Origin of the sequence: Amycolatopsis decaplanina DSM 44594 (genome assembly GCF_000342005.1) — a bacterium.
Classification (GTDB): Bacteria; Actinomycetota; Actinomycetes; order Mycobacteriales; family Pseudonocardiaceae; genus Amycolatopsis; species Amycolatopsis decaplanina.
On sequence record NZ_AOHO01000063.1, the window covers coordinates 132,225 to 146,325 of the forward strand.

The window sequence follows — 14,101 nt, forward strand, 5'->3', positions numbered from 1 at the left end:
AGCCCGATCATCACGGACTTTCGGCATTCGGGAACAACGGATCCGAAGTCCCCGGCCCCGGCCTCGTCCAGCTCGGCTTTGTCGGCTTGGTGGGTTTCGTCGGCGTCGTCTCGGTCGGCTCGGTGGGAGTCGTCGGCGTCGGGGTGGTCGTCGGGGTCTCGGGCGGCGTCGACGTCTCGGGCGGCGGCTTCTGGACCGTCGTCGTCGGCACGTACCGCGCGTCCTTGCCGATCGGCTTGACGCTCTCGAACTTCTCCGTCGGCTTGCCGGTCAGGTACCGGGACATGAAGTCTTCCCAGATCGGACCGGCGATGGTCCGGCCGTAGACAGGCTTGTTGTTCTTGTCGTGCAGTGGCTTGTTGCCGTCACCACCGATCCACACCGCGGTCGAGATGCTCGGCGTATAGCCCACCATCCACGTCTGCGCGTTGCGGTCGTTGTAGCTCGCAGGGTCGTTCTTTTGCGGGTCGTACTGGTGCGTCCCGGTCTTGCCCGCGCAATCGTGACCCTTCGGGCACTTGAGCTTCGAGTACGGGATGACCTCTTCGAGCGCGTCGGTGACGTTGCCCGCGATCTGCTTGCTCTTGCCGGCGTCGTCGCTGAAGGCGGGGGCGCCCTTGGGAGCCGTCTCGTCGAACTCGACCTCGTCCTGGGAGTTGGTCAGCTTGGCGACGAAGTGCTGCTTCTGCCGGACGCCTTCACCGGCGAAGGTGGCGAACCCGGCCGCCATGTCCTCCGCGGTGGTGACCGTGCCACCACCGCCGAGCGCGATGTTGATGTCGGGGCTCAGCTTCGCCTTGCCACCGTCGGCCTCCACCATCACGCCGGCTTCCTTCGCGGCCTTCGCCACCGGGTCGACCTTCGTCTCGTTGCGGACCATGTCGTAGAACACGGTGTTCGCGGAGATCTTCATCGCTTCGGCGACCGTGCACTGGGGGCCGCAACTGGAACTCTCGCCCGCGTTCCGGACCGTGCGGCCGTCGAACTTCCGGTTGTTGGAACCGTCGAAGGTCTCGCCGAGGCCCTTGCCCATCTTGAGGAACGCGGTCAGATCGAAGGCCTTGAACGCCGAACCGGGGTTGTGCGGCACGTTCGCCCAGTCGATGGCCTGGACGTTTTGGCCCTGTGCGTTCTTCGTCCAGTCAGGGCCGCCCCAGTAGGCGACCACGCCGCCCGTCTTGGGATCGACCGCGACCAGCGCGTTCAGGATGTTTTCGTCCGTCTGGCCCTTCATCCCCTCGGCGACGGACTCCTCGGCCATCTTCTGCGCCTTGGGGTCGATCGTCGTGGTGATCTTGAAGCCGCCCTGGTGCAGGCGGGCCTGGTCGTAGCCGCGGGCTTCGAGCTCGTCGATCACCCGGTCGCGGATGTGCAGGCTCAGCGTCCCGGCGTCGTCGGCCTTCGCCTGCGCCTTCGGGATGGGCTTCGGGAACTCGGCGGTGGCGCGCTGACCGGGGTCGAGCCACTTGTTCGCCACCATCTGGTCCATCACGAAGTTCCAGCGCCGCTGCGCGTACGGCTCGTTCTCCGACCGGCTCGGGCCCTGGATCAGGCCGGCGAGCAGCGCCGCCTCGGAAGCGCTGAGCTCCTTGGCGGGCTTCTTGAAGTAGGCCTGCGCGGCCGCTTCGATGCCGTTCGCGCCGCGGCCGAAGTAGATGGTGTTGAGGTAGGCGGTGATGATCTCCTCTTTGGACATCTGGTTGTTCATCTTGAAGGATTTGGCCAGCTCGGTCCATTTACGCGTGAGCGTCGGAGCCTCGTTCGCCGTGGCCTTCTTGATGTACTGCTGGGAGATCGTCGAACCGCCGCCCTGGCCGCCGGTGACGTTGTTGTAGACCGCGCGCAGAATGCCGCCGACGTCGAACCCGGAGTTGGTCTCGAACGACGAGTCTTCGGCCGCGTACACGGCCTTCTTGACCGCATCGGGGACCTCGCCGGGCTTCAGCAGATACCGGCTGCCGCCGCTGGCGGGCGCGATCTTGCCCATCGGGCTGCCGTCGGAATACATCAGCGTGATCGGCTGGCTCTGCAGACTCGCGACGCTTTCCTGCGACGGGACGTCCACCAGGAAGTAGGTGATCACGAACGCGATCGCGGGCACCACGACGAACAGGCCGAACATCGCGTAGAGGACCCGGCGGACGATCCGCCAGCGGCGCTTCTTGCGCTGCTTCGGCGTGAGGGCCTTCTTCTTGCCGCCCTCTTCGTCTTCGGCGGGTTCGTCGTCGTACGGGTCTTCGCCCTCGGCGCCGAGCGCGGTGCTTTCGTGACGATCGTCATAGCGGTCGTCGTACGGGTCGTAGCCGTACGGGTCTTCGGTGCCGTTGTGCGCGTGATGCGTGATGAGGTCCGGCTCACGCTCGAACGGCTCCGGCTCGACCGGGCGGACCATCGCGGTCGCCTGGTCGGCAGGAGCGGGCGGACGGCGGCTGCCGGGCGGAGGCGGCGGACGGTGCCCGACGGCACCCTGCCGGGAACGCTGGTCACCGGCGGGGCCTCGTGCGGGCGGCGGTGGCCCCTGCCTGCGCGGGGGCATGCCGTTGGGGCGGCGCGGGGCCGCGGGACGGCGCGGTTCGTCGTCGGACGGCCACTCCGGCCCGCCCCCGTCGCCGCCGGGCCACTGTGGGTCGGCGGAACGCGGGGCCGCGGACCGTGGGGCCGAAGACCGTGACGGGCCCGAGCGGGGAGTGCCGTTCGGAGGTGTCCGGCGCTGGGGACGGCGCGGGGGTTCTTCGCCCGGCCAGCCTGGTTCGTCCTCTTCGCCCGGCCACTGGGCACGGCGAGGTGCATCAGGCTCCTGACCTGGCCAGGAGCGATTGCGGTCGTCGTTCACGAATGGGCCTCCCAGACCGGCGCTTCGGGGGACGCCGCTCTGTGCTCAACTGCGTTTTCGATACCTGTCACTGACCCGCTGTCCTCCGCGACCGGGTCCGTGGCCGGGTGCTTCCCGGATCTCCTGTTCCGAGGACGTAGGACCGCACCAGGTGGTTCCAGTGACAGCTCCCGCAGACCTCGACCTCGTAGACGGTGAACTCCGCGAAGAGCCCGTCCATCCGCACCAGTTCTTCCGGCGTCTTGGCCGAACCGGCGGCGTGCTTGAGCTCGTCGCCGTACACCCAGGACACCAGGGTCAGTTCCTCCCGATGACAGACCGGGCAGTCCTGATCACCTGGCCGTCCGTGGAATTTCGCGGCCCGCAGGAGGTACGGACCCGCGTCGCAGACGTCGTATGTGCCGACCCGTCCGGAGTGGACGCCCTTGAGCAGCGCGCGCCGCTGTAAGGCGTAGTCCACGACCTGCCGCTGGTTTCGCACGCCAACAGAGTACGGGCTCTTGCTGTGTGGTCCACGCCCCGTTCTCGGCGGGACGGACCGTGCGCGGTCGGACACGCCGAAGATTCGATAACTCTCCGGTGAATTTCGTCCGGATCCGGAGTACTCGATCGGGGTTAGCTACACCACTTCGATGTATCGGCGCGATATAGTGGGCCGGTAGGTTGACCGAGCCGGTCAAGGTGGCCAACGCGACCGGTCGCGGTTTGTTCCCGGAAGGGGGTGAGGTGTGCTCGAGCTCGCGATCTTGGGGCTGCTGCACGAGACCCCCATGCACGGTTACGTGCTGCGCAAACGTTTGCACGAGACGCTCGGGATGTTCCGGACGTTCTCGTACGGCTCGCTGTACCCGACCCTGCGTCGGTTGCTTCGCGCCGGTTACCTCGTCGAGGAGCTCGAAGAGGTGGAAGACCGGGCGTGGGCACGCCGGGGCAAACGGGTGTACAAGCTCACCGCCGAGGGCAAGGAACGGTTCGCCGAACTGCTCGGTGACGCCGGGCCGCAGACGTGGGACGACGAAGGCTTCGGCGTCCACCTGGCGTTCTTTTCGAGGACACCGGCCGACGTCAGGATGCGAATCCTGGAAGGCCGTCGTCGTCGGGTCGAGGAACGCCGAGAAGGACTTCGGACGGCAATGGCGCGGGCCGAGGAGAAGATCGACCGCTACACCCGTGAGCTGCACCGGCTCGGGCTGGAGTCCAGTGAGCGGGAGGTGCGCTGGCTCAACGAGCTGATCGCGCACGAACAGGCCGAGCAGCGCGGACCGGAGACCTGAGGCGCTCTCCGTGTCCCCGCTGGGCATTACCTACAACTGTTGGACGAATGAAGGAGAAACCGGCATGGGCGAGAACCGCCGCGTTCGGGTGGCCATCGTGGGCGTCGGCAACTGTGCGGCCTCGCTGGTCCAGGGCGTTCAGTACTACCGCGACGCAGATCCCAGCACCCGCGTGCCCGGTTTGATGCACGTCGTGTTCGGCGATTACCACGTCCGCGACATCGAGTTCGTCGCCGCGTTCGACGTGGACGCCAAGAAGGTCAGCCGTGACCTGTCCGAGGCGATCTTCGCCAGCGAGAACAACACCATCAAGATCGCCGACGTGCCGCCGCTGGGCGTCACCGTGCAGCGCGGCCACACCTACGACGGTCTCGGCCGCTTCTACCGCGAGACCATCGAGGAGTCCGACGAGACCCCGGTCGACGTCGTCGCCGCCCTGCGCGAGGCCGAGGTCGACGTGCTCGTCTCCTACCTGCCGGTGGGCTCCGAAGAGGCCGACAAGTTCTACGCGCAGGCGTGCATCGACGCCGGTGTGGCGTTCGTCAACGCGCTGCCGGTGTTCATCGCCTCCGACCCCGAGTGGGCGGAGAAGTTCCGCGCGGCCGGCGTCCCGATCGTCGGTGACGACATCAAGTCCCAGGTCGGCGCCACCATCACGCACCGCGTGCTGGCGAAGCTGTTCGAAGACCGCGGTGTCCAGCTGGACCGGACGATGCAGCTCAACGTGGGCGGGAACATGGACTTCCTGAACATGAAGGAGCTGGAGCGGCTCGAGTCGAAGAAGATCTCGAAGACCCAGTCGGTCACCTCGCAGGTCGACCGTGAACTCGGCAAGGGCAACGTCCACATCGGGCCGTCCGACTACGTGCAGTGGCTCGACGACCGCAAGTGGGCCTACGTCCGGCTCGAAGGCCGCGCCTTCGGCGACGTGCCGCTGAACCTGGAGTACAAGCTCGAGGTGTGGGACTCGCCGAACTCGGCGGGCATCATCATCGACGCCGTGCGCGCCGCGAAGATCGCGAAGGACCGCGGCATCGGCGGCCCGATCCTCTCGGCTTCCTCGTACTTCATGAAGTCGCCGCCGGAGCAGTACGACGACGCCACCGCGCGCGACGAGGTGGAGAAGTTCATCTCTGGTTCTGTCGAGCGCTGACGGTGTTATCTGTCGAGCGCTGACGCAAACCCGCCGAAGGGGCGCCGTTCCGCACGTCACTCACGTCGTGCGGGGAGGCGCCCCTTCATCGTGTTTCCGTGGCCTTCGGCCGAAAGAGGGGCGCTCGACGGTGAAGTCTCCGTCGGGCGCGAGCGCCCTTTGGGAGACCTTTGGGTCGCGTCAGGTCGCGGCCGGGTCAGCCCCTTCAGTCCTCCTGGAGCGCGGACGGCAGGTCCGTGATCGACCCGACCACCGTCGTCTGCTCCAGCACCGCCGGATCCGGCGGGAAGTGCGGATTCGGCACCGCGTACACCGTCATCCCCGCTGCCAGTGCCGCGCGCAGCCCGTTCGTCGTGTCTTCCACGGCCGCGCAGTTCTTCGGCTCCGCGCCCAGCAACTCCGCCGCCCTCAGATACACATCGGGCGCCGGTTTCCCCGCGCCGACCTGCTCCGACGAAACCGCCGTCGGCACCGGCAGCCGCGTGATGTCGAGGAACGCCTTGATCAGCAGCGGCGGCGACGAACTCGCGATCGCCACCGGCCAGTGCTTCGCGACCTCGCGCACGACGCCCGGCCCGCCGGGGATGATCGGCGGTTTCTCCGCGTACCGCCGCGCCATCCGGTCGATCACCACCTGCGCGACGTCCGAGGGCCGGAGCTGGACGCCGAGGTCGTGCGCCAGGTAGGCGGCCCATTCCGGGGTGCTCATCCCCTGCATCGCCCTCGTCGATTCCTCGCGCCAGGTGCCGTGGAACTCGTGGACGACCGCTCGGCGGACCTCGTCCCACATCTTTTCCGAATCCACCAGGACACCGTCGAGATCGAAGATCACCGCTTCCACACCCTCAACCCTAGGCCGTGGAAACCTGTGCGGCATATTACTTAGCCATGCTCAGTAATATTAGTTAGCATGGCTAAGTGACCACGAAAGTCGCCGACCTCGCCCACCGGCTCCGCCCGCTGGTGTTCCGGCTGTACTACCTCGTCCGCCGGGAGACCCCGCAGGTGCGGCTCACCCTCACGCAGGGTTCGGTGCTGTCGGAGCTGCTGAACGGCGGTCCGCGCCGGATGAGCACGCTCGCCGACCTGGAACGGGTCCGGATGCCGACGATGACCGACGTCGTCCGCCGTCTCGAACGGCTGGGGCTGGTCAGCCGCCGTCCCGATCCCGCCGACGGACGGGCCGTGCTCGTCGAGGTCACCGAGGTGGGGCAGCGCTTCCATCGCCAGTTGATCGTCGCGAGGGAGGAGTTCCTCCGCGAACGGCTCCTCGAACTCGACGAGACCGACCGCGTCGCGATCGAAGCCGCGCTCCCCGCCCTCACCAAGTTGCTGCGGCAGGAAATTCAGGAAGCCAAGAAGGAGGAACTGATCCGCGATGAGCGCTGAGCACCACTCGAGCCTGTTGGACGCCGTCAAGGGGCAGCCCAAACAGGTATGGATCACCGCGTTCGCCGCGGTCATCGCGTTCATGGGCATCGGGCTCGTCGACCCGATCCTGCTGTCGATCGCGGAAGGCCTGAAGGCGACGCCGTCCGAAGTGACGCTGCTGTTCTCCAGCTACCTCGGGGTCCAGGCGGTCGCCATGCTGGTGACCGGCGCGATGACCGCCCGGTTCGGGGCCAAGCGGACCGTGGTCGTCGGGCTGACGCTGGTCGTCGTCGCCACCGCGCTGTGCGCCGCCTCCGGGTCGATCGAGCAGCTGATCGGGTTGCGCGCGGTCTGGGGCCTCGGCAACGCCTTCTTCATCGCGACCGCGCTTTCGGTCATCGTCGGCGCCGCGACCGGCGGCCAGGCGGGCGCGATCCTGCTGTACGAAGCCGCGCTCGGCGTCGGTCTCGCGGTGGGCCCGTTGCTGGGCGCCCTGCTCGGCAGCATCTCCTGGCGCGGCCCGTTCCTCGGCACTTCGCTGCTGATGCTGTGCGGTCTCGTGCTGTGCTCGATCTTCCTGGCCGGCGACGCGAAGGAGAAGCGGCCGAAGATCCGCCTGCTCGACCCGTTCCGCGCGCTGAAGCACGGCGGGCTGCTGCGTACCTCGATCGGTTCCGCGCTCTACACGGCCGCGTTCTTCGTGGTGCTGGCATGGTCGCCGTTCGTGCTGGAGTGGAGCGCAGTCGCCGTCGGCCTGATCTTCTGCGGCTGGGGCCTTTCGGTCGCCGTCGCGGGAGTGGTGCTGGCGCCGAAGCTCGCCGCGAAGCTCGGTGAGCGGCACGCGACCGTGGTCGCCGTCTTCGGGTACGCCGTGCTGCTGCTGATCATGGCGATCCCGAGCAAGCCGGTGCTGGTCGTCGGCATCATCCTGTCCGGTCTGGTGTCGGGTCTGCTCAACACGCTCTTCACCGGGACGGCCATGTCGATCAGCGGCGCCCCGCGTCCGGTCGCTAGCGCCGGGTACAACTTCTGCCGCTGGCTCGGCGGCGCGGTCGCCGCGACCGTCGTCGGCCACCTCGCCGAGTGGTTCGGTGCCAAGCAGGCGCCGTTCGTGATCGCCGCGATCCTGTGCGTGCTCGCCGGGGCCCTGCTGACGATCCGCGAGAAGACCGCGGACCCGCACACGATCCCGGCCGAAGCGGTCCTCGTCGGCGAAGAGATGTGAATCGGAACAAAAAGTGAACACCGGACCAACGAGGGGTTTCCTCCCGTTGGTCCGGTGCCTTAGCGTCGATCTTCCGAACTGCAGATGCGGAGGTCCGCGTGAAGTTCCTTCCGTTGCTGGCCGGCCACTCACCAAGCCGGGCGTCAGTGACTTGTACCTATCGCTGTGGCGACGCGTGCTTCCACGACGCGCCGAACACCTCGGACAACCCCACCTTCGCCGACGTGCTCGGCGCGGTGAGCCGTCGCGGCGCGTTGAAGGCGACCGCCGTCGTCGCGCTGGCCGCCGGTACGCCGCTGGCGCTCGCCGCGCCCGCTTCCGCCGCGCCAGAGGCGGAACCGGCGGGCCGGGGACGGCCCAAGCCGCCACCCGGCACCGACTACAAGCGGGTCCGGCCGAACACGCTCGACGCCGTCGTGGTGCCCGAGGGCTACGAGCAGGGCGTCGTGATCCGCTGGGGCGACGCGGTGCTGCCCGGCGCGCCGGAGTTCGACTTCGACAACCAGACCGCCGAGGCTCAGGCGAAGCAGTTCGGTTACAACTGCGACTTCGCCGCGCTGCTGCCGCTCGATCGCTGGGGGCTTTCCTCGCTCCTGGTCACGAACCACGAGTACACCTCGGAACAGTTCATGTTCCGCGGCTACGACCGGAACAACCCGACCGAGGAGCAGGTCAAGATCGCGTGGGCCGCCCATGGGCTGACCGTCGTCCAGGTGACGCGCGGACGCGACACCGGGCACCTGCGGCCGAAGATGTCCCGCTACAACCGGCGGATCACGCTGCACACCCCGTTCAAGGTGGCGGGCCCGGCGGCGGGCAGCGACCTGCTCAAGACCGCCGCCGATCCCACCGGCACGGTGGTGCTGGGCACGATGAACAACTGCGCGGGCGGCGTCACGCCGTGGGGCACGATCCTGTCCGGCGAAGAGAACATCAACCAGTACTTCGGGAACGCGGAAACGGTGACCGATCCCGTGAAGCGCAAGCGCTACGCGCGCTACGGCATCAAGGGCACCGAGACCACCCGCAAGTGGGAGCGGTTCGACGCGCGCTGGGACATCGCCAGGGAACCGAACGAGGCCCACCGCTTCGGCTGGGTGATCGAGCTGGATCCGAACGATCCCGGCAGCACCCCGGTCAAGCACACGCATCTGGGCCGGTTCAAGCACGAGACGGCGAACATCCGCGTCGCCGAGGACGGCCGCGTGGTCGCCTACTCCGGCGACGACGAGCGCTTCGAGTACATCTACAAGTTCATCTCCAAGGGCCGGATGAAGCCGGGCGACAGCGCGCATGCCCGGCGCCACAACATGACCCTGCTCGACGACGGCACGCTCTATGTCGGCCGGTTCACCGGCGACAGCCCGGCCGCCGAGATCGACGGCACCGGGAAACTGCCCAGTGACGGCGAATTCGACGGCAGCGGTGAATGGATCCCGCTGGCGTCCGGCACCAAGTCCTTTGTGGACGGAATGACCGCCGAAGAGGTGTACGTCTTCACCCGCGAGGCGGCCGACCGGGTGGGCGCCACCAAGATGGACCGCCCGGAGGACATCCAGGCGCATCCGCGCACCGGCCGGATCTACTGCGCGCTGAGCAACAACGTCGAGCGCGGCAACCCCGGCAAGGAAGGCGCGACCGAGCCCAACCCGCGGCTGAACAACAAGCACGGTCAGGTGCTGGAGTTCGAAGAGCGTCGCGGGGACGCGCTCGCGCTGACGTTCAGCTGGCGGCTTTTCCTGGTGTGCGGCGATCCGGCCTCGCCGGACACCTACTTCGCCGGCTTCCCCAAGGACCAGGTCTCGCCGATCTCCAGTCCGGACAACGTCGCCTTCGACAAACACGGCAACCTGTGGATCTCCACCGACTCGGCGGGCGCGCTCGGCATCAACGACGGCCTCTACTCGGTGCCGCTGGAAGGCCGCAACCGCGGCGAGCTGAAGCTGTTCCTCACCGTGCCCCGCGGCGCGGAGACCTGTGGCCCGATCGTCGAGGAGAAGATCGTCACGGTCTGTGTCCAGCATCCGGGTGAAGTCGACGGCGCGAACGCCGACAAACCGGCCTCCCATTGGCCGGACGGCGGTGAAAACCAGCCCCGTCCCTCGGTGGTGGCGGTGTGGAAACCCGGCAGGCGCGGCCTGTCCGACATCGGTTCTTAGTCGGTAACCAACGATCTAGCAGTACTTTTCGTCGATGGCGCGCTACCGGTCCGGCAGCGCGCCATCGCTCGTTCGCGCGCTGTTCATCTTCTGGCCAGGGCTGGATCGTTTTGGTCGCTTAACGTCACGGCGTTCCCCCGACTGGACTACGTGAACCCACCGCGACCATGGAGGCCCTGTGTCCTTCGAGCCTCAGCGGCTCCTGCCGTTGATCACCTCCCACCCCGGTGGCCGCTCCGCGGTCACCTGCGAGTACCGCTGCGGCAACGCGTGCGCCCACCCCGAGCCCAACACGTCGGACAACGAATACTTCGGCGACGTCGTCAAGAACATGCTGTCCCGTCGTGGCGCGCTGAAGGCCGGCGCCGTGATGGCCGCGGCCGCCGGTGGCTTCGCGGCGCTGTCCGGCACGGCCGCCGCCGAAACCCCGGCCGACGTATCCAGTGCTGCCGCCGCGGGCCGCGGCAAGCCGGGCCGCCCCGGGCGCCCGGTGCCCGGCACCGACTTCGAAGCGGTGCCGCCGAACAAGCTCGACGCGGTCACCATCCCCGAGGGCTACGACCAGCGCGTCGTCATCCGCTGGGGCGACGCCGTCGAATTCGGCGCGCCGAAGTTCGACTTCCACAAGCAGACCGCGGCCGCGCAGGCGAAGCAGTTCGGCTACAACAACGACTTCGTCGGCCTGATCCCGCAGGACCCGCTGGGCATCCGCAACCTGCTGGTGGTGAACCACGAGTACACCACCGAGGTCCACATGTTCCCGGCCGACCAGTACGACCCGGCCAACCCGACCGAGGAGCAGGTCAAGATCGCGTGGGCCGCGCACGGCCTCTCGGTCGTCCAGGCCTTCCGCGACCCGATCGGCGGCGCGCTGCGCGCCGTGCCGAGCCCGTTCAACCGCCGCATCACGCTGAACACCGCCTTCGAGGTGCGCGGCCCGGCGGCCGGTTCGAAGTACCTCAAGACGTCCGCGGATCCGACCGGCCGCAAGGTCTTCGGCACGCAGAACAACTGCGCCGGCGGCGTGACCCCTTGGGGCACCGTGCTTTCCGGTGAGGAGAACGTCAACCAGTACTTCGCCAACGCGGCGAGCGTCACCGACCCGGTCGTGGCCGCGCGCCTGAAGCGCTACGGCTTCTCCGGTGGCGCCACCACGCGCAAGTGGGAGCGGTTCGACAAGCGCTGGGACCTCGCGCAGGAGCCCAACGAGGCCAACCGGTTCGGCTGGGTCGTCGAAATCGACCCGAACGACCCGAACTCGACGCCGGTCAAGCACACCGCGCTCGGCCGGTTCAAGCACGAGGCCGCGAACATCAAGATCACCAAGGACGGCCGCGTCGCCGTCTACTCCGGTGACGACGAGCGCTTCGAGTACATCTACAAGTTCGTCTCCAAGGGCAAGTACAAGCCGGGCAAGAGCGCGCACGCGCGTCGCCACAACTCGGCGCTGCTCGACGAGGGCACCCTGTACGTCGCCCGCTTCACCGGCGACAGCCCGGCCGCCGAGATCGACGGCACCGGGAAACTCCCCGGCGACGGCGAATTCGACGGCGTCGGCGAGTGGATTCCGCTGGTCTCCGGCAACAAGTCCTTTGTGGACGGCTTCACCGCCGAAGAGGTCTACGTGTTCACGCGGCAGGCCGCGGACAAGGTCCAGCCGACCAAGATGGACCGCCCCGAGGACATCGAGCCGAACCCGGTCAACGGACGTATCTACGCCGCGCTGACGAACAACAGCGACCGCGGCGCCGCGGGCAAGGCGGGCGTCGACGAGGCGAACCCGCGCGTCAAGAACCGCAACGGGCACGTCCTCGAATGGGAAGAGGACCGCGGCGACTCGGCGGCCACGAAGTTCTCCTGGCGGCTGCTGCTGGTCTGCGGTGACCCGAAGACGGCGGACACCTACTTCGGCGGCTTCCCGAAGGACCAGGTCAGCCCGATCTCCTGCCCGGACAACGTCGCGTTCGACCGGCACGGCAACCTGTGGATCTCCACCGACGGCAACGCGCTCGGGGCCAACGACGGGCTGTTCTCGGTGCCGGTCGACGGTCCGGAACGCGGGCACGTCAAGCAGTTCCTGTCGGTCCCGGTCGGGGCGGAGACCTGCGGTCCGGTGGTGACCGACCACCTGGTGCTCGTCGCCGTGCAGCACCCGGGAGAGAACGCGGACAGCTCCGCGAACCCGACGTCGCACTGGCCGGACGGCGGCACGACGCAGCCGCGTCCGTCGATCGTTTCGGTGTGGAAGAAGGGCCGCTGGGGCCAGGTCGGCCGCATCGGCGTCAAGTAGTGGCTTCCGGCGCCCCGATCACTCTGGGCAAGACTTGTTCTGCCTGATCGGGGCGCCGGACGACACCGTTCGGTGATTACGGAACCACGTCGCGCTCACTAGCTTCGGCCCTGTGAAAAGGGCACTGGTGTTCATGGCGGCAGGCGTGCTGGTCTCGGGCCTCATTCCCTCGTACGCGCAGGCGACGACCGTCCCGTCCGGCTGCACCGGCGGCGCCGCGCCGAACCCGAGCGTGGAGCAGGGCAGCCCGCCCGACGGCTACACGTTCAACCCGGCCGCACCGGTGCCTCCCGGCACGCCGAGGAGCAAACAGCCCCGGCTGTCGACGGCCAGTGGCTACCAGCCCGACGGCGATAAATACGCCCTGATCTCGACCCCGGACAAGATGGTCAGCACCGCCTACGCGGCGATGAAGTTCTTACCCGGCGCCGTCTACACCCTGACCGATTGGACCGGCACCAACGACGGCAACCTCCGGCGCGCGGACGCCGTCCAGGAGACCGGGCTGCGGTTCTACAACGGGTCCGGCAAGGTCGTACTGGAGAACAAACTCAAGGTCGTGCACGCCGTCGAGACCGACGGCGAACTGGCGCGGCAGGACTTCCCGCCGTCCACCGCTCCGCCGTCGGCCAGTTCGGTGAAGTTCTTCGCCGCCACCGATCGCAACTGGATCATGTGGGACTGCGTCCACCTGCGGGTCGACTCGTTCTCGGCGAAGGCGGAGGTGCGGGATCCGGCGAGCGGCGCCTGGGGCACCACGGCCACCATCGAGGCGGGCACCACCGCGAACTACCGGTTCACGGTCACCAACGACGGCACCACGACGCTGACCGGCATCAAGCTCGAAGACCCGTACTGCGATGTGAAACCCGCACCGATCGCGTCCCTCGACAGCGGCAAGTCCGCGACCGTCACCTGCGACCACGCGAACGTCACCGAAGCGGACAACGGCCACGTCAGCACCGTGTCCGTGTCCAGCGGCACCCTGCCGAAGAAGACCGCGACGACGACCATCAAGGTCACCCCGCCACCCGCGATCGACGAGATCGGCGAGTTCGTCTGGAACGACGTCGACCGGAACGGCCTGCAGGACTCCGGGGAGCCGGGTGTTCCGGGCGTGAAGGTGACCTTGAAGGACGCTTCGGGCACGGCACTCGGGACGCTCACCACGGACGGCGGCGGCAAGTATCGCTTCACCAAGCTGAAGGACGGGATCTACCAGGTCTGTTTCGACATCGGCGCGCTTCCGCCGGAGTTCGCCGGCTACACGTTCACGGCGAAGGACGCGGGCGACGACGCGAAGGATTCGGACGCCGACCCGGCGAACGGCTGCACCGCGACCACCACGGTCGGCCCTCGTAAGCGTGTCGACCTGACGCTCGCGGCGGGGTTGAACGCGCCGATGAGCAGGCTGGGCGACTTCGTCTGGCTGGACAAGGACAAGGACGGTCTCCAGAGCCGTGACGAGCTCGGCGTCCCGGACGTGAAGGTGACGTTGAAGGACGCTTCGGGCAAAGAGGTGGGCTCGACCGTGACCGGCCCGGACGGGCGGTACGCCTTCGAAAGCCTGGTTCGGGGCTCGTACCAGGTGTGCTTCGACGTCGGCTCGCGTCAGCTGACCCGGTCCGGCGCCGCGCACCACGACGGCACCGACTCGGCGGCGGATCCCGAGACCGGGTGCACGCCGGTGGCCGAGCCGGGCGGGCCGGAGGATCTGGCCAGGGACGCCGGGCTGCTCCCCTCGTGAGTGGCAAGGACGGTTAGAACCGTCCTTGCCGCTCACGAGGCGGGAACTG

The 14,101-nt window shown here is 68.0% G+C and carries 10 protein-coding genes; 7 read left to right on the forward strand and 3 right to left on the reverse strand.

Going from position 1 to position 14,101, the window contains the following annotated elements; translation table 11 throughout:
* Positions 1 to 10: 10 nt before the first annotated feature.
* Together H074_RS22325 and H074_RS22330 are read right to left on the reverse strand one after the other, a co-directional pair.
* On the reverse strand, positions 11 to 2,392 hold the full coding sequence (locus H074_RS22325) for a transglycosylase domain-containing protein (protein WP_007032329.1): 2,382 nt from the start codon (positions 2,390 to 2,392) through the stop codon (positions 11 to 13).
* A gap of 508 nt (positions 2,393 to 2,900) precedes the next feature.
* On the reverse strand, positions 2,901 to 3,314 hold the full coding sequence (locus H074_RS22330; RefSeq protein WP_007032330.1) for a DUF5318 domain-containing protein: 414 nt from the start codon (positions 3,312 to 3,314) through the stop codon (positions 2,901 to 2,903).
* Between the two features lie 247 nt (positions 3,315 to 3,561).
* Between H074_RS22330 and H074_RS22335 the strand changes: the two genes are divergently transcribed.
* Both H074_RS22335 and H074_RS22340 read left to right on the forward strand, forming a co-directional pair.
* Positions 3,562 to 4,107 carry a PadR family transcriptional regulator gene (locus tag H074_RS22335; RefSeq protein ID WP_005168208.1) on the forward strand — a complete coding sequence of 182 codons (546 nt, stop codon included), beginning with the start codon at positions 3,562 to 3,564 and terminating at the stop codon, positions 4,105 to 4,107.
* Between the two features lie 64 nt (positions 4,108 to 4,171).
* Positions 4,172 to 5,260, forward strand: coding sequence for an inositol-3-phosphate synthase (locus H074_RS22340; protein WP_007032331.1), 1,089 nt, complete (start codon positions 4,172 to 4,174; stop codon positions 5,258 to 5,260).
* Positions 5,261 to 5,465: 205 nt separating this feature from the next.
* Here H074_RS22340 and H074_RS22345 read toward each other — a convergent pair whose 3' ends face one another.
* Entirely contained in the window at positions 5,466 to 6,101 is a 636-nt protein-coding gene (locus H074_RS22345) for an HAD family hydrolase (protein ID WP_007032332.1), read from the reverse strand.
* 77 nt (positions 6,102 to 6,178) lie between these two features.
* Between H074_RS22345 and H074_RS22350 the strand changes: the two genes are divergently transcribed.
* The 5 genes from H074_RS22350 to H074_RS22370 all read left to right on the forward strand — a co-directional run bounded on the left by H074_RS22350 (position 6,179) and on the right by H074_RS22370 (position 14,052).
* The gene (locus H074_RS22350) at positions 6,179 to 6,649 is read left to right on the forward strand and encodes a MarR family winged helix-turn-helix transcriptional regulator (RefSeq protein WP_007032333.1); all 471 of its coding nucleotides are present in this window, start codon (positions 6,179 to 6,181) and stop codon (positions 6,647 to 6,649) included.
* On the forward strand, positions 6,639 to 7,856 hold the full coding sequence (locus tag H074_RS22355) for an MFS transporter (RefSeq protein WP_007032334.1): 1,218 nt from the start codon (positions 6,639 to 6,641) through the stop codon (positions 7,854 to 7,856). Before H074_RS22350 ends, H074_RS22355 begins: the two co-directional genes overlap by 11 nt.
* A gap of 98 nt (positions 7,857 to 7,954) precedes the next feature.
* Positions 7,955 to 10,015: a PhoX family protein gene (locus H074_RS22360; RefSeq protein WP_007032335.1), complete on the forward strand. Its 2,061-nt coding sequence runs from the start codon at positions 7,955 to 7,957 to the stop codon at positions 10,013 to 10,015.
* A 178-nt stretch (positions 10,016 to 10,193) separates the two neighbouring features.
* A complete protein-coding gene (locus tag H074_RS22365) occupies positions 10,194 to 12,305 on the forward strand; it encodes a PhoX family protein (protein WP_007032336.1) in 2,112 nt (703 codons plus the stop codon).
* Between the two features lie 112 nt (positions 12,306 to 12,417).
* On the forward strand, positions 12,418 to 14,052 hold the full coding sequence (locus tag H074_RS22370; protein ID WP_235096848.1) for a DUF7850 domain-containing protein: 1,635 nt from the start codon (positions 12,418 to 12,420) through the stop codon (positions 14,050 to 14,052).
* The last annotated feature ends 49 nt before the right edge of the window (positions 14,053 to 14,101 follow it).

Coding starts and splice junctions, on each gene's coding strand:
- H074_RS22325 (WP_007032329.1), bottom strand. CDS start 2,392: ATGGTCCGCCCGGTCGAGCCGGAGCCGTTCGAGCGTGAGCCGGACCTC.
- H074_RS22340 (WP_007032331.1), top strand. CDS start 4,172: ATGGGCGAGAACCGCCGCGTTCGGGTGGCCATCGTGGGCGTCGGCAAC.
- H074_RS22355 (WP_007032334.1), top strand. CDS start 6,639: ATGAGCGCTGAGCACCACTCGAGCCTGTTGGACGCCGTCAAGGGGCAG.